Raw genomic sequence first — 24,304 nt, forward strand, 5'->3', positions numbered from 1 at the left:
GGGGAATGGGGAATGGCAAAAGCGGGCCTCCGATCTCCCCACCAAACCGGCAGGTGGCAGTACACCGCTTTACCCATTCCCGATTCCCCATTCTCCATTCCCAAGAAAAAAGCCGGCGTCAGCCGGCTTTTTTCAAACAAAATCATTCGGATTCCCACCACATCCAGAAGCTGTCCCACAGGCGCTTGAAGAAACCGGCCTCATCGACCGCCTTCAGCGCCACCAGCGGGGCCTGCGCCACCACCTTGCCGTCCAGGCTCACCTTGACCATGCCGATCTGCTGGCCCTGCTTGATCGGCGCCTCGAGGGTCTTGGGCACTTCGATCGACGGCTTCAGTTCGTTGTAGCGGCCGCGCGGCACGCTGACCAGCAGCGGCTGCGCCACGCCCAGCAGCACCTGCTTCTCGGTGCCCTTCCACACGCGCTGCTGCGCGACCTGCTTGCCCGGCTCGTACAGGCTGTGGGTCTCGAAGAAGCGGAAGCCCCAGTTCAGCAGCGCCAGGCTGTCCTCGGCACGCTGCTTCTCGGAGCTGTCGCCCATCACCACCGCGATCAGGCGCTGGTCGCCGCGCTTGGCCGAGCTGAGCAGGCAGTAGCCGGCCTCGGAGGTGTGGCCGGTCTTGATGCCGTCCACGCTGGGGTCGCGCCACAGCAGCAGGTTGCGGTTGGGCTGGGTGATGTCGCCGACGCGGAATTCCTTGATCTTGTTGTACGCGTAGGTTTCCGGATAGTCGCGGACCATCGCCCGGCCCAGCAGCGCCAGGTCGTAGGCGGTGGTGTAGTGGCCGTCGGCCGACAGGCCGTGGGCGTTGACGAAGTGCGAGCCGGTCATGCCGATCTTCTTCGCGTACTCGTTCATCAGCGACGCGAAGGCTTCCTCGCTGCCGGCGGTGTGTTCGGCCAGCGCGATCGCCGCGTCGTTGCCGGACTGGATCGCCATGCCCTTTTCCATGTCTTCCAGGCGCGCGGTCTTGTTGACCGGGAAGCCGCTGTAGCTGCCGTCGGTGCCGGCGCCGCCCTCGCGCCAGGCGCGCTCGCTGAGCATGACCTGGTCGTCGCGGGTGATCTTGCCAAGCTTCAGTTCGGCCGCGATCACGTACGAGGTCATCACCTTGGTGATGCTGGCCGGGGCCACGCGTTCGTGCTCGTTCTCGCCGGCCAGCACCTGGCCGGTGGCGTAATCCATCAGCACCCAGGACTTGGAGACGGCCGGCTTGGGCGCGGGCGGGATCGCCACGGTGGCCGGAGCGGCGGCAGCGGCGGCCGGCGGCGCGGGAACCGGGCCGGGCGTCTGCGCGGAAACCAGGCCGACGGCGAACGTGGCCACGGCAGCGACGGCGAAGCGGAATTTCATCTAAAACGACTCCTGGCGGGCCCGAAGGCCGATGGAAAACGCGACATTGTAGGCCGAGCCGGCGCCCGGGCAGGCGCGGCGCGGGCACGCGCGCGAACCGGCGTTAAGCCATCGGCGCGCCGACCGCCCGCCGTGGCGGGCACGCCACCTCAATCCTTGACGATCTGCGGCCGGCCGAAGCCGAGGCCGGCGATGCGCGTGGCCAGCTCGGCGGCGCGGCCATGGTCCTCGGCCGCCACCCGCAGCCGCCACAGGGTGCGGCCACCGGAGACGATGTCGCTGATGCTGGCGCCGACGATGCCGGCCGAGGCCAACTGCGACAGCGCGCGGTTGGCGTTCTCGCGGCTGGCGAAGCTGGCCACCTGCAGCAGGATGCCGAGCGGCCCGCGCGCGCTGTCGTCGTCGGCGCGCGACGCGGCGCTGGCGACCGGTGCGGGAGGCGGCGCTGCCGGCGTCGCCACTGCGACGGCCGGGGCGGCCACGACGGCGGTCGCCGCGGCAGCGGGCCTGGTCGTCGCGGTGCCGCGGGATCCGCGCACCGGGGTGCTCGCCGCGGCCACGCTGGGCGCGGGCGTGGCCGGCTTGCCGGTGGCCACGCGCACGCCGCGCGACTTCATCCAGGCGTCGAAACGATCGGCATCGCCGACCCGGCCCGGCGCGTCCTGCACACGATAGCGCCAACGCTCGCCTTCCGGCAGCGCCGCGGCCGTGGCGGTCGCCGCGGCGGCGGTAGGCGCAACGACCGCCGCCACCGTGCCGGCGCGCGCCGGCACGGTCGCGGCGGCGGCCACGCTGCCGCCGGCCGATCCGGCCGACTTCGCCGGCAGGGTCTTGACCAGGTTGTCCATGTCCGCCGCGCGCCGCACCGCCGCGGGATCGCGTGTGGCGGTGGCGGTGGCGGTGGACGCGCTGGCCAGCAGCGTCGCCGGGCGCCGGCCGGGAGTGCGCCGTGCCAGCAGGTCGCCGTTGTCGGCCGGGGTCAGGCCGCGCACTTCCACGCGGCCGGTGCCCTTGCCGGTGATGCCGAGCTTGACCGCCGCCGCGTAGCTGAGGTCGATCAGCCGATCATCGTGGAATGGGCCGCGATCGTTGATCCGCACCACCACCGACTCGCCGTTGTCCAGGTTGGTGACCAGGGCGAAGCTGGGCAGCGGCAGGGTCTTGTGCGCGGCGGTGAACGCGTACATGTCGTAGACCTCGCGGTTGGAGGTCAGCCGGCCGTGGAACTTGCTGCCGTAGTACGAGGCGGTGCCGCGCTCGACGTAGCTGTGCGGATCGTCGATGACCACGTACTCGCGGCCCAGCACCATGTACGGGGAGCGGTTGCCGATCGCCGAGCGCGGCTCGTCGGTGACCAGCGGCTCGGGAATGCAGGCGACGTTGGGCACGTAGTCCGGGGTGCTGTCGCGCACGCCGGGCGCATACAGGCCACCGGCGGTGTAGTTGCCGCGCTTGGACGGATCTTCCTTGGCCGGCGCGTAGGGCGAGGTCGACGGACAACCGGTGGCGACGTGCGCCGGGCCCTTGCCCTCGACCCGGATGCCGGGCCCGGCGCCGCCGGCGGTCTTCTTCGGGGCGCTGCTGCAGGCGGCCAGCGCCAGCACAGCGACGACGGGAGCGATCCGGAGCAGCGCGTTCGGGTTCATGCCGGGGGTAACTCCTTGCCGGCGATGGCCTGGGACAGTTGGTAGACGGCCATCGCGTACATCTTGGAATTGTTGTAGCGGGTGATCGCGTAGTAGTTCTGGAAGCCCAGCCAGTACTGCTTGCCGGCGCTGCCGTCGAGCGTGATCGGCGTGGCGCCGCCGGCGGCTGCCGGCACCGGCGCGGTCGGCGTGTAGCCGCGCGCGGCCAGGTCGGCCAGGGTGTAAGTCGGCGTCCAGTCGGTCGGATTGAATTCCTCGGCGCCCGGGCGCAGCGTCGCCGGCACCGCGACCACGCCGTCGCGCACCCAGCCGCCCTTCTTGACGAAGTAGTTGGCGATGGACGAGAACGCGTCGTCGTAGTCGGTGAACAGGTTGCGCTTGCCGTCGCCATCTCCGTCGACCGCGAATTGGCGATAGCTGGAGGGCATGAACTGGCCCAGGCCCATCGCGCCGGCGTAGCTGCCGATCAGGCCGGTGATGTCCAGGTTCTCCTCGCGGGCCAGCGCGAACAGCTGGCCGAGCTCATCGCGGAAGAACAGTTCGCGGCGCACCTCGCGCTCGAGCTTGGCCGGGTCGCCGCTGCGCGGATAGCGGAACGCCAGCGTGTACAGCGCATCCAGCACGCGGTAGGAGCCGGCGTTCTTGCCGTAGCTGGTTTCCACGCCGATGATCGCGACGATGACCTCGGCCGGCACGCCGGTGCGCGCCTGCACCCGCTGCAGTTCGTCGCGATGCGTGGCCAGGAACGCGCGGCCGCCATCGATGCGCGCCTGGCTGATGAACATCGGCCGGTACTCGCTCCACGGCTTGACCCGCTCGGCCGGGCGCGACATCGCCGCGACGATCGCATCCTTGAACTGGGCCTGCGCCAGGGTCGCCTCGATCTGCGCCGGATCCATGCCGTACCTGGCCGCGGTGTCGCGGACGAAGTTGGCGCGGGCGACCTCGAACGGGACTGGGGTCAGGTCCACCGGTGGCGCCTGCACCACTTCCGGCGCGGCCTCGGCCGGCGGAGCCGGACGCGGCGCAGGCGGCGGCGCGCTGGCCTGCGGCGGCGACGGAGGCGCCTTGGGCTGGGTCGCGCATGCGACCAGGCCAAGCGTGAGCAGGCAAATCAGCGAGCGTCGGATCATGCCGGCAGACTAACAGATTCAAGATGAATTTCTACCAATAACGCCATGAAACAAAAGAACTTTGCCCCAGGTCAAGTGCGCCCGCAGCATGACCTGCCGGCATGCACCGGGCACGCGCCCCGACCCGGGCGTGGCGACGGAACAAAAAAGCCGCCGGGGTTGCCCCCGGCGGCCTGGCCTGACGCATGGCGCCCACTCAGAACGGCGCGTCGATGTCGACCACGTCGATCAGCTTGTGATTGACGAATTCCTTGATGCCCAGCCCGATCAGTTCGCGCCCGTAGCCGGAACGGCGCACGCCGCCGAACGGCAGGTCGGCCTTGACCATGGTCGGGTGGTTGACGAACACCATGCCGGTGGAGATGCGCCTGGCCACCGCCACGCCGCGCGCATCGTCGCCGGTGAACACCGAGCCGCCGAGGCCGAACGGCGAATCGTTGGCGATGCGCACCGCGTCGTCCTCGTCCCGGGCGCGGAACAGCATCGACACCGGGCCGAAGAATTCCTGGTGGTAGGCCGGGTTGTCCGGGGCGACGTCGGTGAGGAAGGTCGGCTGCACGAACGCGCCATGCACCGGCACCGGCGGCCCGACCTCGGTCGCGGTGGCGCCGTGCCTGACCGCCTCGGCGATCTGCCGCTTCAGGTCGTCGGCGGCGCCTTGCGAAGACAGCGGCGCCAGGGTGGTCGCCGGATCCATCGGATCGCCGGCCCGCAGCGCCGCCACGCCGGCGCGGTAGCGCTGCAGGAATTCCTCGTACACCTCCTGCACCACGATCATGCGCTTGGACGACACGCAGACCTGCCCGCCGTTCCAGTGGCGGCCGAACACCGCCCACTTCACCGTCTTCTCCAGCGGCGCATCGTCCAGCACCACGAAGGCGTCGGCACCGCCCAGTTCCATGGTCGACTTCTTCAGCGCCTTGGCCGCCTGGGCCGCGACGATGGCGCCGGCGCCTTCCGACCCGGTGAGCGCCACACCGTGCACGCGCGGATCGTTGAGGATGGTCTCCACCTGGCCGCGGGTCGCGTAGAGATTGACGAAGGCCCCGGCCGGCAACCCGGCTTCGGCCATCAGCGCTTGGAACTTGGCCGCGCACTGCGGCACGTTGGAGGCGTGCTTGAGCAGCACGGTATTGCCGGCCGACAGTTGCGGGGCGATGATCCGCGCGATCTGGTAGTACGGGAAATTCCACGGTTCGATCGCCAGCAGCACGCCCAGCGGCTCGTGCACCACCATCGCCCTGCCCTCGGCCGGATCGGCCACCGGCAGATGCTCCGGCGCCAGCAAGCGCTCGGCGTTGACCGCGTAGTACTCGAAGATGTCCGCCGACAGCCGCACCTCGGCTTCGGCCTCGCCGATCAGCTTGCCCATCTCCAGCGTCAGCAGGCATGCGTACTCGCGGGTGTTGGCGCGCAGCAGCCGCGCCGCGGCATGCATCACCCTGGCGCGTTCGGCGAACGGGGCCTGCTTCCATTGCTGGAACGCGGCGTCGGCGGCATCGATCGCGGCCAGTACCTGCGCATCGGTGGCCTCCGGGAAGCTGGCGAGCAATTCACCGGTATAGGGATTGCGGGTCGCATAGGTCATGGTGGTGTCCTCGTGGAAGGTCGGAAAGCGCCGGACGCCTCGCGCCGGCGCGGGAAGCGGTTGGGTCAGGCGGCCAGTTCCTTCACCGCCTGCACCATGCGGTTGAGCACCGCGGCGGCGTCGCCGTAGACCATGTCGCAGTTGTCGCCGTAGAACAGCAGGTTCTCCACGCCGGCGTAGCCCTTGCCCTGGCCGCGCTTGATCACGTAGACCTGATGCGCCTGGTCGGCGTTGAGGATCGGCATGCCGTAGATCGGCGACGCCTTGTCGGTGCGCGCCGCCGGGTTGACCACGTCGTTGGCGCCGATCACCAGCGCCACGTCGGTGCTGGCGAAGCTGTCGTTGATGTCCTCCATGTCGTAGATCAGGTCGTAGGGCACCCCGGCTTCGGCCAGCAGCACGTTCATGTGCCCGGGCATGCGCCCGGCGACCGGATGGATGGCGAACTTCACGTCGACGCCGGCGGCCTGCAACAGCTTCACCAGCTCGTACAGCCGCCCTTGCGCCTGCGCCACGGCCAGGCCGTAACCGGGCACGATGATCACGCTGGAGGCGTAGCGCATCGACGTCGCCGCATCGCCCGGCTCGACCGCGGTCATGCGGCCCTGCACGTCGCCCCGCACGACGGCGGCGCCGTCGCCGAAATTGCTGAACAGCACGTTGCCCAGCGAGCGGTTCATCGCCTTGGCCATCAGCACGGTCAGCAGGGTGCCGGCGGAGCCGACCACCATGCCGGCGATCATCAGCGCCGGGTTCTGCAGGGCGAAGCCTTCCAGGCCCACCGCCAGGCCGGTGAAGGCGTTGTACAGCGAGATCACCACCGGCATGTCGGCGCCGCCGATCGGCAGCGTCATCAGCACGCCGAAGCCCAGCGCGGCGATGAAGAACGCTGGCGCCGCCCAGGCGCCGCCCGTGCCGGTGACCACCAGCGTGCCCAGCACCAGCGCGGCCAGGAACACCGCAGCATTGAACGCGCTCTGGCCCTTGAACCGCCACGCGGTGTCGATGCGGCCATCGAGCTTGGCCCAGGCGATCACCGAGCCGGACAGCGAGATCGCGCCGATCAGCGCACCGAGCACGGTCACCGCCAGATGCAGGCCGCCCTGCTGCGGCTGCCGCGTAGTCAGCGCGACCCCGGCCACCGCCGCGGCGGCGCCGCCGCCCATGCCGTTGTACAGCGCCACCATCTGCGGCATTGCGGTCACCGCGACACGGCGGCCGCTGCGCCAGGCCCAGGCACCGCCCAGCAGCAACGCCAGCAGCGCCAGTGCGAGGTTGGTCAGCGCGTGCGGACGCGCCGCGGGCTGCAGGTCGGCGAGATAGCCGAAGGCGGCGGCCACCGCCACCAGCATGCCGATCCCGGCCAGGACGATGCCGCGCAGCGCGGTCACCGGCGAGGACATGCGCTTGAGGCCGAGGATGAACAGCAACGCGGCGGCGAACCCGCTCAGTTCCACCAGGAGCGAGAGCATGGCGCTACTCCTTCGCGGCCGGCGCGGCGCTGGGCTTGAACATCGCCAGCATGCGGTCGGTGACCACGTAGCCGCCGGCGGCATTGCCGGCGCCCAGCAGCACGCCGACGAAACCGATCGCCTGGCCGGCGACGGTGTCGGCATTGAACAGCGCGTGCATCGCGCCGACCACGACGATGCCGTGGACGAAGTTGGACCCGGACATCAGCGGCGTGTGCAGGATCGACGGCACCTTGCCGATCACTTCGTAGCCGGTGAACGCGGCCAGCATGAACACGTACAACGCGATCAGCCAGCTCATCGACAGATCGAGAGACATGACTCAGGACTCCTTGGTGGGAACGGGCGCGGCGGCCGGCACCGGTGGGTGGCAGAGGCGGCCGTCATGGGTGAGCGCGGTGCCGGCGACCACCGCATCGTCGAAGTCCGGCGCCAGTGCGCCGTCGCGCACCAGCAGGTCGAGCAGCCCCAGCAGGTTCTTGGCGTACAGCTCGCTGGCGTGCTGGGCCAACGCCGAAGGCACGTTGCGCGGGGCGACGAGGGTGACCGGTCCGACGTCCACGGTCTGCCCCGGCACGCTGCCTTCGCAGTTGCCGCCGCTGTCGGCGGCGAGATCGACGATCACCGCGCCGGGCTTCATGCCGGCGATCTGCTCGCGGTCGATCAGGATCGGCGCGGTGCGCCCGGGCACGTTGGCGGTGGTGATGATCAGATCGGCCTGCTGGATGTGCTGGGTCAGCACCGCCGCGGCCTTGGCCCGCTCCTCGGCGCTGAGTTCGCGCGCATAGCCGCCCTCGCCGCGTGCGTCGATGCCGGTGTCGACGAAGCGCGCGCCGACCGACTGCGCCTGCTCGCGGGTTTCCGGACGCACGTCGTAGCCTTCGGTGATCGCGCCAAGCCGGTGCGCGGTGGCCAGCGCCTGCAGGCCGGCCACGCCCAGGCCCATCACCAGCACGCGCGCGGCACGCAGCGAACCGACCGCGGTGGTCATCATCGGCAGGATGCGCGGCAGATGCACGGCGCCGAGCAGCGGCGCGTAGTAGCCGGCCAGTGCGGCCTGACTGGACAGCACGTCCAGCGCCTGCGCGCGGCTGATGCGCGGCACGGTCTCCATCGCGAAGGCGGTGATGCGGCGTTCGCACAGCAGCTCCAGCAGGCCGGGCAGCTTGGCCGGGTACAGCATCGCGATCAGCATGCTGCCCGGGCGCAGCGCCGCCACCGTGCGCAGCGATGGCGCCTGCACGGCCAGCAGCAGGTCCGCACCGGCCACCACCTCTTGCGCATCGTCGAGCACGGTGGCGCCGGCATAGGCCGCATCCGGCAGTCGCGAACCGCCGCCGGCACCGGCCTGCAGGCGCAATTGCGCGCCCAACTTGGCCAGCTTCGGCAGCACCGCGGGCACCATCGCCACGCGGCGCTCCTCGGCCTGTTCTTCCCTCAGGACTGCAACAGTGAACGCCATGATCGCGGCTCGCTTGGAGGACGCGTGCACTGTGCGCGCCGGCCGACGCGCGGGCATTGATCCGGATCAAGCGCGCTGCCGCATCACGCGCAAAAGAACGCGCGCGATGCCCGCAGCTAGGTGGCGGAACGCTGCGGTGCGACAGGGCGATGGCATCACGTGCGGACGATTGCAGTGCGTGGCGGCGCACCCCATCAAAGCCGCAAGACGCGAGCACCGACCGCTCGCGCCACGCGGGCGTGCGCCGAGTGGCCGCCGGCGTTGCGCGCGCGGGCTACAGGGCCGGGAACACCGGCGCGCTGCTGCAGGCTGGAATCGACCCGGCGAGCGTGGTCGCATAGGTCGAGGCCGCGCTGCTGTCCTCGCTCAAGCGCAGGTCGGATTGGTCCACGCCGATGCGCGCATTGCTGGCATGCAGCGTGGCGACATCGGCGGCCACGTGCGCCAGCACCAGCTCGAGCGGTGTCGCGGCGCTGTAGCCCTGCACCGTACTGCCCTTGCCGGCGGGCGTGTCCTGCGCGCGCAGTCCGTCGACCACGATCCCGGCGAAGGTCGGCACGCTGCCGCTGCGGCTGCCGCCGTGGTCGTGGCCGTACAGCGGCGTGATCACCAGGGGCTTGGCCACATCGAACAGGCAGGTGTTGCGGTAGAGCACGTCGCGCACCGGTCCGCCCTTGACCAGGCCGGTCTTGATGCGCAGGCCGTTGTTGTCGGTGGCGACGATGCCGTCGGCGTCGTGGCCGACCAGGCGATTGCCGTCCACCAGCACGTTGCCGACGCCGTACATCACCTCGCTGCCGATGGAGATGCCGTGGGTGCCGTAGAAGCGCGAGTCGCGCACGGTGATGTCGGCCGAGCGCGCGGCGCTGGTCTTGATCGCGATGCCGTCGTCGCCGGCCATCACGTCGTTGTCGGCCAGGGTCGCATTGCGCACGCTGTCCAGATCGAGGCCGTCGGTGTTGGGGCTGTTGGCCGGCGCCCGGACCCGCACGCCCCACACGGTGACGCCGTCGCCGCCGTGCACGAAAACGTGGAAGTACGGCGCATTGATCAGGTTGACGTGGTAGAGCTGCAGATCGGCGACGTCCTGCGCGCGGATCAGGTCGGGCGCGTTCTGGGTCTGGCCGGCGGCCTTGGCGCTGCGCGCGAACTGCCACCAGCTGTCGCTGCCGCCGAGCATCGGCAGGTCGCCGCGGCCGTCGATAGTGCCCTGGCGGCCGGCGCCGTCGCGCACGCCCATCACCCCCAGGCTGCGCCCCTGCAGGGCGATCAGCGCGCGGCAGCCGCCGCTGCGGGCCGCGGCCTGGCCGCAGGCGTTGCGGCCGGGCACCTGGTAGTCGGCGGGCCGACGCGAGGCGAACAGGGTCACGCCGCTGTCGATCGCCAGCGTGGTGTCGCTGCGGATCGTCAACGGTCCGCTGAGGAAGGCATTGCCGCTGCCGGCGCGCAGCAGCACCGCGCCGTGCTCACCGGCGGCGCAGCGGTCGAGCGCGGCCTGGATGCGCGCAGTGTCCGGCGCGCTGCGCTCCTGCGCGTCGGTGAAGCGGCGCTGCTGCGCCTGCAGGGTGGCATCCAGCGCCATGCACACCGGCGGCAAGTGCGGTTCGACCACGTGACGGGAATCGCCGGTCGCGGCAGCGCTGACGAACGCAGCGGCGGCGAGGACGCCGCCGGACACCAGCGCGACGCGCACAGGCTTGCTCATTGCCGGAGCGCGGCGTGCGACGGCGGCAGCGTGGCGGCGGGCGACGCCGCGGCGGCCGCAGGACGCGGCTCCGGCAGCTCGGCGACCGGCAGGCGCACGTCGGCGGACAATTGCTGCCAGCGGCCGTCGACGATCGTCGCCAGCCCGGCCGGGTGTTGATCGAAATGGTGACCGCCGTGCAACACCACCACCTCCGCTCCGCGCGCGCGCAATTGCGGGCAGAGCGTATCTTTTTCCTTGTCGCCGTACACGCACAGCAACTGCGCCGCGGGAATGCGCGCCAGTTCCGGCTGCACCGGCAGTGCGTCGTCGTCGTCGCCGAGGTTGAGCCAGCCGCGCACGCGGATCTGGAAATCGGCCTTGTGTTCCAGGCCCAGCAACGCGACCAGGCCGACCTGCTCGCGCTGCGCCTGTGGCAGCCGGTTGACCATGAACGGCAGGGTGGTGGCGCCGAAGGAATAGCCGACCAGCAGGATCTTCTGCGGATGCCAGCGCTGCTGGTAGTAGGCGATGACCCGGCTCAGGTCGGCGCTGGCCCGCGCCGGCGGCTTGGCCCGCCAGAAGTAGCGCAGGCTGTCCCAGCCGACCACGGCGATGCCGCGGCGCTGCAGCGCTTCGGCCATGCCCTTGTCGATGTCGCGCCAGCCGCCGTCGCCGGACAGCACGATGGCCAGCGGTGCGCCCGGGGTCGCCGAGGGCAGCTCGGTCAGCGGCAGATCGTCCAGCGCCCCGCCACGGCCGCGCGCATGCAGGTGCGCGGCGACCCGCGCGGCCAGCGCGGCATCCACGCCGCCGTCGGCCGGCGCGGCCACGGTGTCGACAAAGCCCTGCGCTGCGGTCGCGGCGGCGGTGCCGGCACAGACCTCGGTGGGTGCCGGCGCCACGCCGATCGCGCCCCCCAGGGTCGCGGAGGGCGCCGCGCCGACGATGCGCGCGGCCAGGGTCGCGGCGGTGCCGGTGCCGGCCAGCACCGGCAGGTAGTAGCTGTCGCCGTGCAACTGCCGCTGCAGCCGCCGGCTCAGCCGTTCGGCATCGTGCCAGGCCTTGTCGCAGCCGTGGCCGCCACGGCGCAAGTGCTTCAGATAGCGCTGGCCGTCGACCACCGCGACCAGCGCGCCGCTGGCGGCGATGCGCCGCGCGGCGTCCTGCCGCTGCGCCGGGCTGCCGCTGGCCAGCAGGATCACCAGGCCCTGCGGCGCCCCCTGCGGATGCACCAGGGTCGTGCGCCCGTAGCCACGGGCATGCAGCGCCCCCGGCGGAAAGTAATAGCGCAGCAGTGCATAGCCGCTCAGGCCCAGCACCACGCTCGTCAACAGCAACACGCGCAGGAATTTCATCGACACGCATCCATCCCGGCCAACGCCGAGCCTCTGGACAACCACGGGAACGACGAGGCAGCGGCGGACGACGCAGACGGGTGGGCCGGAGCCCGGATCGGCGGATGCGCTGCGGAGGATGCCTCGGCGATGTGGGCTGGGATGGATGCGCGGGGTCGCACCTGCCTACCCGGAAGTTCCTGCACACCTGTGGGCCGGGGGGAGCGGCGCGCGTCACGTGGCATCGACGCGCATTGTGCGGATGCACGACATGCGCCGCAATAATGCCGTCACCTGCCTGCAAGGTTGCGGTTAAGCCAGCGCGCGTCGAACGCCGTGCGCTGGTTCAGTAGCCGTGCACCGGGCGGTGCGCCTTCACCGCCATCACCAGGCCCAGCCCGGCCAGCAACGACACCGCCGAGGTGCCGCCGTAGCTCATCAGCGGCATCGGCACGCCGACCACCGGCAGCAGCCCGGAGATCATGCCGCCGTTGACCAGCACGTAGACGAAGAACGCCAGGCCGGTGGCGCCGGCCAGCAGCCGCGAGAAGGTGTCGCGCGCCTGCGAGGCGATCCACAGGCAGCGCCCGATCACGATCAGGTACAGGGTCATCACCGTGGCCACGCCGATCCAGCCGAACTCCTCGCTGAGCACGGAGAACGCGAAGTCGGTGGTCTGCTCGGGAATGAAGTTCAGGTGCGACTGCGAGCCCATGCCCCAGCCCTTGCCGTGCAGGCCGCCGGAACCGATCGCGATCTTGGACTGGATGATGTTCCAGCCGGCGCCGAGCGCGTCGTTCTCCGGGTTGAGGAACATCATGATGCGGTCCTTCTGGTAGGGCCGCAGCAGCCACAGCCAGGCCACCGGCGCGGCCGCGGCGACGCCGCCGACGGCGATGCCCACCCACCACCACGGCAGGCCGGCCAGCAGCAGCACGAAGCCACCGCTGGCGGCGATCAGCACGCCGGTTCCGAAGTCCGGCTGCAGCATGATCAAGGCGGTGGGAATGCCGATGATGACCGCGCTGACCAGCACGGTCGGGATGCGCGGCGGCAGCGGCATGCGGTGCAGGTACCAGGCCACCATCATCGGCATGCTGATCTTCAACAGCTCGGCCGGCTGCAGGTAGAACACCTTCAGGTCCAGCCACTGCCGCCCGTACTTGCCGGTGCCCAGCACGAACACCGCCAGCAGCGGCAGCATCGACAGCGCGTAGATCAGCGGGGTCCAGGCGCGCAGGCGCAGCGCCGACACCCGCGACAGGCTCCACATCGCCGCCGCACCGATGGCGAAGCGCGCGCCCTGCGCCATGACGAGGTGCATGCCGCCGGCGCTCTTGAGCACCGCCAGCCCCATCGCCATCAGCGCGCCCAGCGCCAGGCACAGCGGCCAGTCCAGGGTACGGGTGAAGCGGCCGCCGATGTCGACCAGCCAGCGCAGGAAATCCTTCATCGCTCGTCCGGAATCTCGTCGGGGATCGCCGGCGCTGCGGACTGCAGCGGCACCACCGCCGCATCCACCTCTGCCTGGCCGATCAGCACCGGGCGTTCGCCGGCGGCCAGGGCGACCGCATCGGCGGCGGCGCGCGAGCCGGGATCTTCTGCGTAGTACAGGTGGCTGCCGAACGCGGTGGCGCCGCGCAGGCTGTCCAGCGGTTCGACGCCGGGCGGCAGCCGGCCGAGTAGCCAGGCATCGAAGATCTTGCGCGCGATCGGCGCGGCGGTGCTGGCGCCGTAGCCGCCGCCTTCCACCGCGATCGCCAGGGCGATGGTCGGCCGCTCGGCGGGCGCGAAGCCCTCGAACAGCGAACGGTGGCGCAGGTGCATCGGCAGGCTGCGCGGATCGACCGCGGCCAGCCCCTTGCGGCTGACCACCTGCGCGGTACCGGTCTTGCCAGCCATCTGGTACGGCGCACCGACGGTGATGGCATAGCCGCTGCCGCCCGGACGCATGGTGTCCATCATGCCCTCGCGCACCGCCTGCAGGTTGCTGGGGTTGTCGCTGATCGGCTTGCTCGGCTCCGGCTGCACCGGCGCCCACGGCTGATCGAAGGCCTGGCGCGTGGCCATCACCAGATGCGGCGTGCGCAGTTGCCCGTCGGCGAGGCCGGCGACCCCGCGCACCAGTTGCAGCGGCGTCACCTTCCAGTCGCCCTGGCCGATGGCGATGTTGACCGTGTCGCCGGGGTACCAGGCTTCCTTGCGGCTCTTGGCCTTGTACGCCGGCGAGGGCACGATGCCGCCGGTCTCGCCGACCAGGTCGATGCCGGTGGGCACGCCGAAGCCGTAGCGGGTCATGTACTGGTCGACCTTGGTGATGCCCATGTCGATGGCCAGCTTGTAGTAGTAGGTGTTCACCGACTGCGCGATCGACTTGCGCAGGTCGGTCCAGCCGTGGCCGCCGCGGTGCGAGTCGCCCCAGCCGCGGCTGACCCCGGGCAGATAGAACATGCCGGTGGAGAGGATCTTGTCCTCCGGGCGGCGGGTGCCGCTGTCCAGGCCGGCCAGGCCCATGAACGGCTTGATGGTGGAGCCGGGCGCCACGCCGCCCAGCACCAGGCGGTTGAACTGCGGCCGCGACGGGTCGCTGTTGAGCGCCTGGAAGTCGGCGTGGGAAATGCCGTTGACGAACAGGTTGGGGTCGTAGGACGGCAGGCTGACCATGGCCAGGATCTCGCCGGTGCGCGGATCGATGGCGATGGCCGAGCCCTGGTAGTCGCCGAACGCGGCGACCATGGCGCGCTGCAGGTCGGCGTCGATGGACAGGCGCAGGTCGGCGCCGGACTGCGCCGGCACCCGGCCGACGGTGCGGATCGCGCGGCCCTGCACGTTGGTCTCGACCTGCTCGTAGCCGACCTTGCCGCGCAGTTGCTCCTCGTAATAGCGCTCCAGCCCGGACTTGCCGATGTGGGTCAGCGCGGCGTTGCCCTCGCCCAGCGTCTCCAGGTCCTTCTCGTCGATGCGGCCGACATAGCCGATGATGTGCGCGAACAGGTCGCCGTAGGGGTAGTGCCGGGTCAGGTAGGGTTCCAGCTCCACGCCCGGGAAGCGCCAGCGGTCCACCGCGAAGCGCGCCCGCTCCTCCTCGCTTACACGCAGCTTCAGAGTGATCGGGCGGAAGCTGCGGCTGGCCTTGCGCGCGGCCTGAAAACGCTCGATGTCTTCCGGCGACAGCGCGATGACCTTGCCCAGCTCGGCCAGCAGCGCGTCCATGTCGGCGACCTTGTCCGGGGTCACGTCGAGCCGGAACGCGGGCACGTTCTCGGCCAGCAGGCGGCCGTTGCGGTCGTAGATCATGCCGCGTCCGGGCACTACCGGCCGTGGCTTGATGCGGTTGGCGTCCGAGCGGGTGGCGTAGATGTCGTGGTCCAGCACCTGCAGCTTGAAGTACCAGGCGCCCAGGCCCAGCAGCGCCAGCAGCACGCACAGGAAGCCCAGCGCCGCGCGGCGCCGGAACTGCTCGGCCTCGGCGTGCGGGTTCTTCTGCGCGCGACGCGGATGCAGGGCCATGCTACTTGCTCCGCCGGCCCAGCCGCAGCGCGTCCAGCAGCACGAACAGCGGCGGCCACAGCGCCATGCCCAGCAGCGGCGCCCACCAGTAGTTCCACGGCAGGGTCGGCTCGCCGACGGCCAGGTGCACCGCCGCGGCGACGATGCGGTCGTTGACCAGCAGGCCGCCGATCGCCAGCGCCTGCTGCGACATCGGGAAGAAGCGGATGCGCGCGCGGAAGCGCTGCAGGATGAAGCTCAGGATCACCAGGCGCAGCGCCTGCTCGCCCAGCACCCCGCCGTACAGCAGATCGGCGAGCACCCCGACCGCGAAGGCGAAGCCCAGCCCGACCTTGTCCGGGGTCTCGATCACCCAGTACGCCACCACCAGCGCCAGCCAGTACGGCCGCAGCGGCTGCACCACCAACGGCAACGGCATCAACCCCAGCAACAGCGCCACGATCACGCTGACCGGGAGCACCCAGCCTTTGCTGCGCAGGCGGCTCATTGGCCCGTCTCCTTTGGAGCCGGGCGGGAATCGGGATTCGGGAATCGGGAATCGGATGTCGCGCGTGCCGGCTTGGTCGGCGGCGGGGTGGCCGCGGTGGCGGATGGGTGCACGTTCGGCGATGTCGAGGCGGCGGCGCCGGTTGCGGGGGCTTGCGTCACGCCCTGCGCTGGCTTGGCGTCACCGCTTTGTGCTGCTCCAGCCACGGGCGAAGCTCCTTCCGCTGCCGCTGCGGCAGGCGTCGCCAATTCCCGATTCCCGATTCCCCATTCCCGGCTCTTCAACAACAACACATCCCGCCCGCGGTCCAGCTTCGCCGCCGGCTTCAGCTCGCCGACCAGGAAGGCGTGGGTGTCGTCCGGGCGCAGGGCGGAGATGGTGCCGACCGGGAAGCCGGCCGGGAAGCGGCCGCCCAGCCCGGAGGTGACGATCTCGTCGCCCACCTCGACGCCGGCGCTGAGCGGGATGTCGCGCAGTTCCAGGCTGCCGCCGCGGCCGTAGACGATCAGGCGCACGCCGTTGCGCGCCACCGTCACCGGCACCGCGTGGTCGGGGTCGGTCAGCAGCAGCACGGTGGAGTGCAGCGGGGTCACCGCGATCACCTGGCCCATCAGGCCGCCGGCGTCGATCACCGCCTGGCCGACGTGCACGCCGTCGCGGCTGCCGGCATCGAGCACCAGGCGCTGTCGGGTCGGGTCCAGGTCGATGTCCAGGATCGGCGCCAGTTGCACGTCCAGGCCGCGGCGCTCGGCCACGCCCAGCAGTTCGCGCAGCTGCGCGTTGTCCAGCGCCGCGGTCTGCAGCCGGGTCAGGCGCGCCTTGGCGATCAGCAGTTCGTTGCGCAACGCGCGGTTTTCCTTGACCAGCTGCGCGTGGCTGGCCGCGTTCTCCTGCACCTGCGACCCCAGCCGCCCGGGCAGGCCGGCCAGCGCCCAGATCGGCTGCACCAGCACCGTGGCCTGGCTTCGCAGGCGGGCCAGCCAGTCGGCCTGCGCGTCGAGCACGATCAGCACCAGCGCCAACGCCAGGTAGGCCAGCAGGCGCGGCGTGCTGGCGGATTCGCCGGGGCGGGCGGTGACGGGAGGACCGGCGTAAGGAGGCACGGGCTAAAGCCGGGAATGGGGAATCGGGAGTGGGGAATCGAACAACAACGGCGCGCTCCCGGCGCGATCGGGCCGGAGCGCAGGCAGGCGAGTGGAGAGGGAGCCGGCAGTGCGGAGGCGGAGGGGCCATTCTATTCCCCATTCCCGACTCCCCATTCCCGGCCTCACATTCACTCCGGCGCGAAGAACTCGTTGCCGTGCATGTCCACCAGCTCCAGCGCACGGCCGCCGCCGCGGGCCACGCAGGTCAGCGGATCGTCGGCGACCTGCACGTGCAGGCCGGTTTCCTCGGAGATCAGCCGGTCCAGGTCGCGCAGCAGCGCGCCGCCGCCGGTCAGCACGATGCCGCGCTCGGCGACGTCGGCGCACAGTTCCGGCGGGGTCTGCTCCAGCGCCAGCTTGACCGCCGAGACGATGCCCGACAGCGGCTCGTGCAGCGCTTCCAGCACTTCGTTGGAGTTGATCTTGATCATCTTCGGCACGCCCTCGGCGAGGTTGCGGCCGGAGATCTCCATCTCCTGCACCACCGCCTGCGGGTAGGCGCAGCCGATCTCCAGCTTGATCCGCTCGGCCGTGGCCTCGCCGATCAGCATGCCGTGGTTGCGGCGCACATAATTGGTGATCGACTCGTCGAAGCGGTCGCCGCCGATGCGCACCGACTGCGAATAGACGATGCCGTTCAGCGAAATGACCGCGACCTCGGTGGTGCCGCCGCCGATGTCGATGACCATCGAGCCGCGCGCCTCGGTGACCGGCATGCCGGCGCCGATCGCCGCGGCCATCGGTTCCTCGATCAGGTACACGTCGCGGGCGCCGGCCTCCTCGGCCGATTCCTTGATCGCGCGGCGCTCGACCTGGGTGGAGCCGGCCGGCACGCACACCAGCACGCGCGGGCTGGGGCGCAGGAAGCGCGACTTGTGCACCTTCTTGATGAAATGCTTCAGCATCGCCTCGGTGTAGGTGAAGTCGGCGATGACGCCGTCCTTCATCGGGCGGATGGTGGTGATGTGGCCCGGCGTACGGCCGAGCATCTGCTTGGCCTCGGCGCCGACCGCGGCCACCGAGCGGGTGCCGCCGATCGCCCGGTCCTGGCGCACCGCCACCACCGACGGTTCGTTCAGCACGATGCCCTGGCCACGCACGTAGATGAGGGTGTTGGCCGTGCCCAGATCGATGGACAGGTCGTTGGAGAACATGCCGCGGAGTTTCTTGAACATCGGGGGATTGGGTCCTGGGGCGCGCGCCGTCGCCAGAATGGCGAAAAAATGGGCAGAAAACGAAGTCCGCTAGCCTAGCAACCCGCCTGGGTGCGGGCAAGGAAAATTCTCGCTAAAACCACGCGTTGCGTGGTATCGGCGGGACCGCGATGGATCGTGGTTCTGGCCCTGCCGGGCCGCAGCCGTTACCCTTTGCGCCGCGGCGACCCCGCCCCTCGCCCGCCTGAATGCGGGCTCATTCCTCCGCCAAGGCCTGCCCGATGTCTGCACTGATCTGTGGTTCTCTCGCTTACGACACCATCATGGTGTTCCCGGACCAGTTCAAGAACCACATCCTGCCGGACAAGGTGCACATCCTGAACGTGTCGTTCCTGGTGCCGCGGATGCGCCGCGAGTTCGGCGGCTGCGCCGGCAACATCGCCTACAACCTGCACCTGCTGGGCGGCCACCCGATCCCGATGGGCACGGTGGGCCAGGACTTCGGCCCGTACCGCGAGCATTTCCAGGCGCTGGGCATCGACCTGTCGCGGGTCAAGGTGATCGAGGAGCTGTTCACCCCGCAGGCGTTCATCACCACCGACCACGACAACAACCAGATCACCGCGTTCCATCCGGGCGCGATGATGCGCAGCTACGAGAATCACGTGAAGGACGTGCCGGGCGTGACCCTGGGCCTGGTCGGCCCGGACGGGCGCGAGGGCATGATCCAGAACGCCGAGGAGTTCAGCGCCGGCGGCGTGCCGTTCATCTTCGACCCCGGCCAGGCCATGCCGCTGTTCAACGGCCCGGAGCTGCGCCAGTTCATCGAGCAGGCCGACTACGTGGTGGTCAACGACTACGAGTCCAACCTGCTGCAGGAGCGCACCGGCTGGAACGAGAAGGACATCGTCTCGCGCGTGCAGGCCTACATCACCACCCAGGGCCCCAAGGGCGCCCTGGTCCACACCCCCGAGAAGACCTACGACATCCCGCCGGCGCACGAGCGCCGCGTGGTCGACCCCACCGGCTGCGGCGACGCCTTCCGCGCCGGCCTGATCTTCGGCATCCAGCGCGGCTGCGACTGGCTGACCATCGGCCGCATGGGCAACCTGATGGGCGCCCTGAAGGTCGAGCACCCGGGCACGCAGAACCAGCGCTTCGACTTCGACGAATTCAACGACCAGTTCAAGCAGCAGTTCGGTTACGCGTTGTAAGGCTGGGGCACTACCGGCGGAACGGCAGCGTCGACACCTGGCCATCGCGCTTGCCGGACGCCTACCCGGCGGGCCGCCGTTCCACGACCGATTGCGACGCGGCATCCAGGCTTGCGGCGCCGATCCGGGCGGGGCTAGACTCGGCCGCCCGCGTCGATGGAATGATCGGATGGACACCGCGCCTCGCTGGACCGCCAGGATCCTGGCCGCCGCACCGATCCCGCGTGGACTGCTGCTCTCCATGTGCTGCGCGGCGACCCTGTGCGCCTGCGGCAACGCCGCCCAGGCACCCGCGAGCGCGACTCCCTCCGTGCCCCCGACCGCCCCCGCGCCTGCCGCGAACGGCCCAACGGCGCCTGCTGCGACGCATGATGCGGCGGCCGCGCAAGTGCCCGCCGGCCGCTATGCCACCCAGCCCGGCTGGGGCCAGCTGACCGTGCAGCCCGATGCACGCTTCACCCTCGAAACGCAGAATGTCGATGCCGGTTGCAGCTTCAGCGGCACGCTGCACGGAACCCAGGCCGCGGTCGACGACGGCACCTGCACGCTGCAGTTGGCACCCAAGGCAGACGGCGTGGCGGTGTCCGCCACGGCCGGCGCCGAGAGCGCGTGCCGGGAGTACTGCGGCGGCAACGGCAGCTTCGCAGGCGATTATCTGAAACAGGCTGCGACCTGCACACCTGAAGCCATGCAGCGAACGCGCAAGGCCTTCCAAGCATCCTACGATCGCAAGGACTATGCGGGTGCCGAAGCGACGCTCGCGCCGCTCTATCGCGACTGCGTGGCGGCCCTCAACTTCGGCGACGCCGGCGCCATCCGCAACGACTACGCGCTGACCCAGCATAAACTCGGCGACGATGCCGGATGCCGGCAGACGCTGGCGCCCTACCAGGACGACGCCAAGCGCAGCGACGACGCCATCAGCGAAGGCATGACGCCCGCCCTCGTCGACGATTACCTCCGCGTGATCCGCGCCGCACGCACCAACCTCAAGCTCTGCGGAGAAGGCAGAGGCTAACGCGAGCGTCTACAGGGACGACACACCATCGGGGAACAGCGACATGTCCGATCCAAACACCGCCCCCACCGCGGCAACGCCGCAACTCACCGACGCGCAACTCAAGACCTTGGGTTACTTCGCCATCGGCGTGGCCTCGGAAGGCAGCCTGGGCTCCAAGAATGTGGCCTATCACCTGTCGTTCGCCGGATCGGTCGAGGGCAACACGCTCAAGCCGGTGGCCAACAGCGGCTTCAGCATCGGCACGCTGCAGACCGACCTGGGCGCACATCCGGACGTCGTCCCGACGCTGGTGGATGCCTACCAGACATGGGCCGCCCGGCAGACTCCGAGTCTGGCGCTGTCGGAAAACCAAAGAACACAGACGATCTCCGATCTGCAGCGCAATGGCGATGCCATCCGCGCGGACAACGGCCGCGCACCCGATGCAACCGTGCTCAAGAACCTCAATACCTTCCTGGCCTCCGATGCAGGCGTGCAATTCGTACACGATCGCGACCGCACGCAGATCGACCATCTGATGCGCGAAGGCGACGGCAAGAAGGACCATGGCGGCGCGCTGCACCAATTGCGCCAGACGGAGTTGTACAAGAACGCGAGCCTGGACGACCAGGCCAAGTACGCCACCGTGCTGATGAAGCTGGAGAACCAGGCCGGCAAGAGTCAGTATCCGAAGATCCTCAAGGGCATCAACGACGGCAGCCTCGGCAGCGTCGAGGACGTGGTGAACAAGGTCGACGCGCTGCTGCCGAACAAGACCAACAAGAAAGGCGAGGTGGTGCCCGACTACATCGAGAGCGGCGTCCACCACGCGCTCGCAGGTACCGAGGTGTTCAACAAGCTCCGTGCGGCGCAGCCTGGAAATCCCCTGCATGATGCTTTTGCGGCGGTCTCCGCCGACCCATTGCGCAGCCCGGTCGACCTGAAGGGCGATACCGCCCACGCGGATGCGCTGCATCAGTACAACGCGACCAAGACCCTGTTCCTGCAGAACGGCCAGTCGCCAAAACTGATCAGCGCCCTCGACCAGGACAGTGCGTTCGGCTACAACCTCAAAGGCCGGAACGGCAAGACGGTGGCGCAGTCGTCGAGCCTGTTCGGCGCGGACAACGATGTGGTCGTCTTCGATGGGAACGGTCACGGTACCGCCTTCGTCGGCGGCAAGTGGAGCGCGGTGCAGCGCGACGAGGTCAAGCGCGTCGGCAATGCGGATCAGAGCGTGGATCTTCAACTGCGCAAGGACGGCAAGAGCGAAACGCTGCTGCACGTACCGACCCCGGCGCAGTTGCGCGAACGCAGCGAGCAGCAGCAACCGCAAACGCCTGCGCCGGATCGCGCTCCGGCGTCGGCGCCCGGCCCGAACGACGCCAGCCACCGGAATCATGCGCTGCTCGAGCAGATCCGCGAGGGCGTCAGAAGGATCGACCAGGATCTGGGCAAACCGTACGATGCGGCCAGCGAACGCCTGAGCCGTGCTGCGTTGGCCGCTTGCCGGGACAATGGCGGCCCCGGCAACGCGCCGCTGGCGTCGAACGCACTGGAACGGGCCGATCGCGTGGCGCTCACCGAGAAGGGCCATCTGGTGGTGGTCGAAGGTGAACAGCGCGACCCGGCGCAAAAGCGCGCCAGCGTGGATGTGCAAGTGGCGCTCGCCACTCCGGTGGAACAGTCCGACCAGCGACTGCAGGCCGCGAATCAGGCGATCGACCGCGAACGGCAACTCACGCAACAGCAGGAATTTGCGCGCGAGCGGGACGCGCCGAGCCGCAACGGCCCGGCACTGGCATAACCCGACTTCGGCCGGGCGCATGCGGCGGCGCGCAGCGCGCCGTCTGCGTAGCAGGCGGTGTGGCACTCGATTCGATTCGCACCGTCGCCGTTCCCCCCGCGCGACGGTGGATGCGGATGCACTACGACATGGCGCTGTCGGAGCGCGGCGTGTCCTGCACGCCCACCGACAGTCATGATGGAGCGAGGATCCCAGCGCGAGCGGGGGATCGACGGCGGGCGACGCCATCGCTTTGCTGCACTGCGGGTTGAGCCCAGGCCTGGTTTGTGCGTCACTTGCGCAAGGGCCCCTGGGGGGGACGAGAGCGCGCCCATGTCCGAGTCGACTGTCGCCAGCCTCGCGCAAGCCAAGGTCGTCGCACCATCCGCCGCCGAGGCCGACTGCGCGCCGCTGGCGCGCATGCGCCATTTCCGCCAGATCGAGTCCTTGCCGCCGGCGCTGGCACGCTCGTGGCGGCGCTGCCTCGACGAGTACGGCCTGGCCCCGGACACCCACCCCTCGCCGATGGTCCATGACGACGGTGAGTTGCGCGAGCGCCAGCAGCGGCTGGAGGCGCTGCTGCGCATCGCCAAGGTGGAGATGGAAAATCTCTACGAACAGATCGCCGGCGGCAGCTACGCGGTGGTGTTCGCCGACACCGAGGCCACGGTCCTGCACAGCGTGCAGGATCCGGCGCTGCTGCGTGCGTTCCGCGAGACCGGGCTGTTCTGTGGCGCCAGTTGGGCCGAACGCTACCAGGGCACCAACGGCATCGGCACCTGTGCGGTGGAGGGCAGTGCGCTGAGCGTGCACCGCGGCGAACACTATCTGGAGCGGCACCTGCCGTTGTCCTGCAGCGGCGCGCCGATCCTGGACCCGCAAGGCCATCTGCTGGCGGTGCTGGACGCCTCCACGCCCGACGCACGCGACACCAAGCTGGTGCAGCGCCATACCGGCGCGCTGGTGCGCATGTCGGCGGCGCAGATCGCCCGCGCGTACTTCCTGGAGCAGTACCGGCATGCGTGGATCCTGCGCTTCCACAGCCGCCCCGAGTTCGCCGGCCTGCTGCACGAGGCGCTGATCGCGGTCGGCGGCGACGGCCGCGTGCTGGCGGTCAACGAGGCCACGCTGGAACAGCTCGGCAAGCCCGACCGTTCGCCGCTGGTCGGGCGCGACATCGCCCAGGTGATGCAGCTGGATTTCGACACGCTGGAGCAGCGCGCGCGCAAAGACGCCAGTACGTTGTGGTCGATCCGTTGCGCCTGCCACGGCCGCCGCTTCTTCGCCCTGGCGCAGCCACCGCGTGCGCGCAGCGCTGCCGGCCGAACGCGCGCCGCGGGCGAGGACGGCCAGGCCGCGCGCGCCAACGATCATGTCGGTTCCGATCCGCGCATGCTGCACAACCTGGACAATGCGCTGAAGCTGGCCAAGCACCGCGTGTCGATCCTGCTGTGCGGCGCCACCGGCACCGGCAAGGAAGAGTTCGCCAAGGCGGTGCACCGCAGCTCGCCCTGGGCCGACCGCCCGTTCGTGGCGGTGAACTGTGCGGCGATCCCGGAAGCGCTGATCGAGAGCGAGCTGTTCGGCTATGCGCGCGGCGCCTTCACCGATGCCGCGCGCGAAGGACGCCACGGCAAGCTGTTGCAGGCCAGCGGCGGCACCCTGTTCCTGGACGAGATCGGCGACATGCCGCTGCCGCTGCAAACACGCCTGCTGCGGGTGCTGGAGGAACAGAGCGTGACCCCGCTGGGCAGCGACCGCGCCGTGCCGCTGGAACTGCACGTGATCAGCGCCAGCCACCGCGACCTGGCGCAGATGGTCGGCAGCGGCGGCTTCCGCGAGGACCTGTACTACCGCCTCAACGGCGTGGTGCTGCACCTGCCGCCGCTGCGCGAGCGCAGCGACAAGGCCGAACTGATCCGCACCCTGCTGCGCGAGGAGAGCGGCGAGCAGACGGTGCGCATCAGCGAGGACGCCCTGCACAAGCTGCTCAGCTATGCCTGGCCCGGCAACCTGCGGCAGCTGCGCAACGTGCTGCGTACCGCGGCGGTGCTGTGCGCCGATGGCGTCATCCGCATCCCCAACCTGCCGCAGGAAATCGTCGACGCCGACAGCGGCCCATGCCTGCTCGGCGACGATGCGCATGCCGGCGACGGCATGCCCGGCCGCGTCGCCCTGGACAGTGCCGAGCGCAGCGTGCTGCAGCAGCAGCTCGAGCGTCACCGATGGAACGTCAGCCGCACCGCCGATGCGCTGGGCATCAGCCGCAATACCTTGTATCGCAAGCTGCGCAAGCACGGGTTGGCGACGGCTTGAGTGGCGGCGGCATCGC

At 70.1% G+C, this 24,304-nt stretch carries 18 protein-coding genes; 4 read left to right on the forward strand and 14 right to left on the reverse strand.

The features are described from left to right. Positions 1-142: 142 nt before the first annotated feature. From CEK66_RS00495 to CEK66_RS00560, 14 genes are all read right to left on the reverse strand, one after another. Positions 143-1,354: a D-alanyl-D-alanine carboxypeptidase family protein gene (locus CEK66_RS00495; RefSeq protein WP_152235590.1), complete on the reverse strand. Its 1,212-nt coding sequence runs from the start codon at positions 1,352-1,354 to the stop codon at positions 143-145. 149 nt (positions 1,355-1,503) lie between these two features. Beyond that, on the reverse strand, positions 1,504-3,000 hold the full coding sequence (locus CEK66_RS00500; protein ID WP_152235591.1) for a septal ring lytic transglycosylase RlpA family protein: 1,497 nt from the start codon (positions 2,998-3,000) through the stop codon (positions 1,504-1,506). Continuing rightward, complete coding sequence (mltB, locus tag CEK66_RS00505) at positions 2,997-4,133, reverse strand: lytic murein transglycosylase B (protein WP_017914484.1); 1,137 nt, start codon at positions 4,131-4,133, stop codon at positions 2,997-2,999. The genes CEK66_RS00500 and mltB overlap by 4 nt, the downstream gene beginning before the upstream one ends. Before the next feature lie 196 nt (positions 4,134-4,329). Beyond that, positions 4,330-5,721 carry an NAD-dependent succinate-semialdehyde dehydrogenase gene (locus tag CEK66_RS00510; RefSeq protein ID WP_152235592.1) on the reverse strand — a complete coding sequence of 464 codons (1,392 nt, stop codon included), beginning with the start codon at positions 5,719-5,721 and terminating at the stop codon, positions 4,330-4,332. Between the two features lie 65 nt (positions 5,722-5,786). Next, positions 5,787-7,193, reverse strand: a complete 1,407-nt coding sequence (locus CEK66_RS00515) for an NAD(P)(+) transhydrogenase (Re/Si-specific) subunit beta (RefSeq protein WP_152235593.1) — start codon at positions 7,191-7,193, stop codon at positions 5,787-5,789. 4 nt (positions 7,194-7,197) lie between these two features. Further along, a complete protein-coding gene (locus CEK66_RS00520) occupies positions 7,198-7,512 on the reverse strand; it encodes an NAD(P) transhydrogenase subunit alpha (RefSeq protein ID WP_017909700.1) in 315 nt (104 codons plus the stop codon). A gap of 3 nt (positions 7,513-7,515) precedes the next feature. After that, on the reverse strand, positions 7,516-8,655 hold the full coding sequence (locus tag CEK66_RS00525; RefSeq protein WP_152235594.1) for an NAD(P) transhydrogenase subunit alpha: 1,140 nt from the start codon (positions 8,653-8,655) through the stop codon (positions 7,516-7,518). Positions 8,656-8,929: 274 nt separating this feature from the next. Beyond that, positions 8,930-10,360 carry a glycosyl hydrolase family 28 protein gene (locus CEK66_RS00530; RefSeq protein ID WP_152235595.1) on the reverse strand — a complete coding sequence of 477 codons (1,431 nt, stop codon included), beginning with the start codon at positions 10,358-10,360 and terminating at the stop codon, positions 8,930-8,932. Then, positions 10,357-11,697, reverse strand: coding sequence for an AcvB/VirJ family lysyl-phosphatidylglycerol hydrolase (locus CEK66_RS00535; protein ID WP_152235596.1), 1,341 nt, complete (start codon positions 11,695-11,697; stop codon positions 10,357-10,359). Before CEK66_RS00535 ends, CEK66_RS00530 begins: the two co-directional genes overlap by 4 nt. 325 nt (positions 11,698-12,022) lie before the next feature. After that, the gene (gene rodA / locus CEK66_RS00540; protein WP_017907587.1) at positions 12,023-13,129 is read right to left on the reverse strand and encodes a rod shape-determining protein RodA; all 1,107 of its coding nucleotides are present in this window, start codon (positions 13,127-13,129) and stop codon (positions 12,023-12,025) included. Continuing rightward, a complete protein-coding gene (gene mrdA / locus CEK66_RS00545) occupies positions 13,126-15,186 on the reverse strand; it encodes a penicillin-binding protein 2 (RefSeq protein WP_017907586.1) in 2,061 nt (686 codons plus the stop codon). Before mrdA ends, rodA begins: the two co-directional genes overlap by 4 nt. A gap of 1 nt (position 15,187) precedes the next feature. After that, positions 15,188-15,673 carry a rod shape-determining protein MreD gene (mreD, locus tag CEK66_RS00550; RefSeq protein ID WP_010343694.1) on the reverse strand — a complete coding sequence of 162 codons (486 nt, stop codon included), beginning with the start codon at positions 15,671-15,673 and terminating at the stop codon, positions 15,188-15,190. Then, the gene (gene mreC, locus CEK66_RS00555; protein ID WP_152235597.1) at positions 15,670-16,776 is read right to left on the reverse strand and encodes a rod shape-determining protein MreC; all 1,107 of its coding nucleotides are present in this window, start codon (positions 16,774-16,776) and stop codon (positions 15,670-15,672) included. The genes mreD and mreC overlap by 4 nt, the downstream gene beginning before the upstream one ends. A 170-nt stretch (positions 16,777-16,946) precedes the next feature. Next, entirely contained in the window at positions 16,947-17,993 is a 1,047-nt protein-coding gene (locus tag CEK66_RS00560; RefSeq protein ID WP_010343692.1) for a rod shape-determining protein, read from the reverse strand. Positions 17,994-18,253: 260 nt separating this feature from the next. On the opposite strand from CEK66_RS00560, the gene CEK66_RS00565 reads away from it, so the two are divergent. The 4 genes from CEK66_RS00565 to CEK66_RS00580 all read left to right on the forward strand — a co-directional run bounded on the left by CEK66_RS00565 (position 18,254) and on the right by CEK66_RS00580 (position 24,288). Further along, complete coding sequence (locus CEK66_RS00565; RefSeq protein ID WP_017911561.1) at positions 18,254-19,186, forward strand: carbohydrate kinase family protein; 933 nt, start codon at positions 18,254-18,256, stop codon at positions 19,184-19,186. 505 nt (positions 19,187-19,691) lie between these two features. Then, on the forward strand, positions 19,692-20,204 hold the full coding sequence (locus tag CEK66_RS00570; protein ID WP_152235672.1) for a hypothetical protein: 513 nt from the start codon (positions 19,692-19,694) through the stop codon (positions 20,202-20,204). Between the two features lie 43 nt (positions 20,205-20,247). Continuing rightward, positions 20,248-21,993, forward strand: coding sequence for an XVIPCD domain-containing protein (locus CEK66_RS00575; protein WP_152235598.1), 1,746 nt, complete (start codon positions 20,248-20,250; stop codon positions 21,991-21,993). Positions 21,994-22,305: 312 nt separating this feature from the next. Continuing rightward, positions 22,306-24,288 (forward strand): sigma-54-dependent Fis family transcriptional regulator, encoded by a 1,983-nt coding sequence (locus tag CEK66_RS00580; RefSeq protein WP_043094693.1) that lies wholly within the window; start codon positions 22,306-22,308, stop codon positions 24,286-24,288. The last annotated feature ends 16 nt before the right edge of the window (positions 24,289-24,304 follow it).

Origin of the sequence: Xanthomonas sp. LMG 12460 (assembly GCF_009192895.1) — a bacterium.
Classification (GTDB): Bacteria; Pseudomonadota; Gammaproteobacteria; order Xanthomonadales; family Xanthomonadaceae; genus Xanthomonas_A; species Xanthomonas_A sontii.

What these genes read in the sequence shown, in the direction of transcription:
- CEK66_RS00580 (WP_043094693.1), top strand. Translation starts at nt 22,306, where the DNA reads ATGTCCGAGTCGACTGTCGCCAGCCTCGCGCAAGCCAAGGTCGTCGCA.
- CEK66_RS00535 (WP_152235596.1), bottom strand. Translation starts at nt 11,697, where the DNA reads ATGAAATTCCTGCGCGTGTTGCTGTTGACGAGCGTGGTGCTGGGCCTG.
- CEK66_RS00560 (WP_010343692.1), bottom strand. Translation starts at nt 17,993, where the DNA reads ATGTTCAAGAAACTCCGCGGCATGTTCTCCAACGACCTGTCCATCGAT.
- CEK66_RS00500 (WP_152235591.1), bottom strand. Translation starts at nt 3,000, where the DNA reads ATGAACCCGAACGCGCTGCTCCGGATCGCTCCCGTCGTCGCTGTGCTG.
- CEK66_RS00495 (WP_152235590.1), bottom strand. Translation starts at nt 1,354, where the DNA reads ATGAAATTCCGCTTCGCCGTCGCTGCCGTGGCCACGTTCGCCGTCGGC.
- CEK66_RS00565 (WP_017911561.1), top strand. Translation starts at nt 18,254, where the DNA reads ATGTCTGCACTGATCTGTGGTTCTCTCGCTTACGACACCATCATGGTG.
- CEK66_RS00515 (WP_152235593.1), bottom strand. Translation starts at nt 7,193, where the DNA reads ATGCTCTCGCTCCTGGTGGAACTGAGCGGGTTCGCCGCCGCGTTGCTG.
- mrdA (WP_017907586.1), bottom strand. Translation starts at nt 15,186, where the DNA reads ATGGCCCTGCATCCGCGTCGCGCGCAGAAGAACCCGCACGCCGAGGCC.
- mreD (WP_010343694.1), bottom strand. Translation starts at nt 15,673, where the DNA reads ATGAGCCGCCTGCGCAGCAAAGGCTGGGTGCTCCCGGTCAGCGTGATC.
- mltB (WP_017914484.1), bottom strand. Translation starts at nt 4,133, where the DNA reads ATGATCCGACGCTCGCTGATTTGCCTGCTCACGCTTGGCCTGGTCGCA.
- CEK66_RS00520 (WP_017909700.1), bottom strand. Translation starts at nt 7,512, where the DNA reads ATGTCTCTCGATCTGTCGATGAGCTGGCTGATCGCGTTGTACGTGTTC.
- CEK66_RS00510 (WP_152235592.1), bottom strand. Translation starts at nt 5,721, where the DNA reads ATGACCTATGCGACCCGCAATCCCTATACCGGTGAATTGCTCGCCAGC.
- CEK66_RS00525 (WP_152235594.1), bottom strand. Translation starts at nt 8,655, where the DNA reads ATGGCGTTCACTGTTGCAGTCCTGAGGGAAGAACAGGCCGAGGAGCGC.
- rodA (WP_017907587.1), bottom strand. Translation starts at nt 13,129, where the DNA reads ATGAAGGATTTCCTGCGCTGGCTGGTCGACATCGGCGGCCGCTTCACC.
- CEK66_RS00575 (WP_152235598.1), top strand. Translation starts at nt 20,248, where the DNA reads ATGTCCGATCCAAACACCGCCCCCACCGCGGCAACGCCGCAACTCACC.
- CEK66_RS00530 (WP_152235595.1), bottom strand. Translation starts at nt 10,360, where the DNA reads ATGAGCAAGCCTGTGCGCGTCGCGCTGGTGTCCGGCGGCGTCCTCGCC.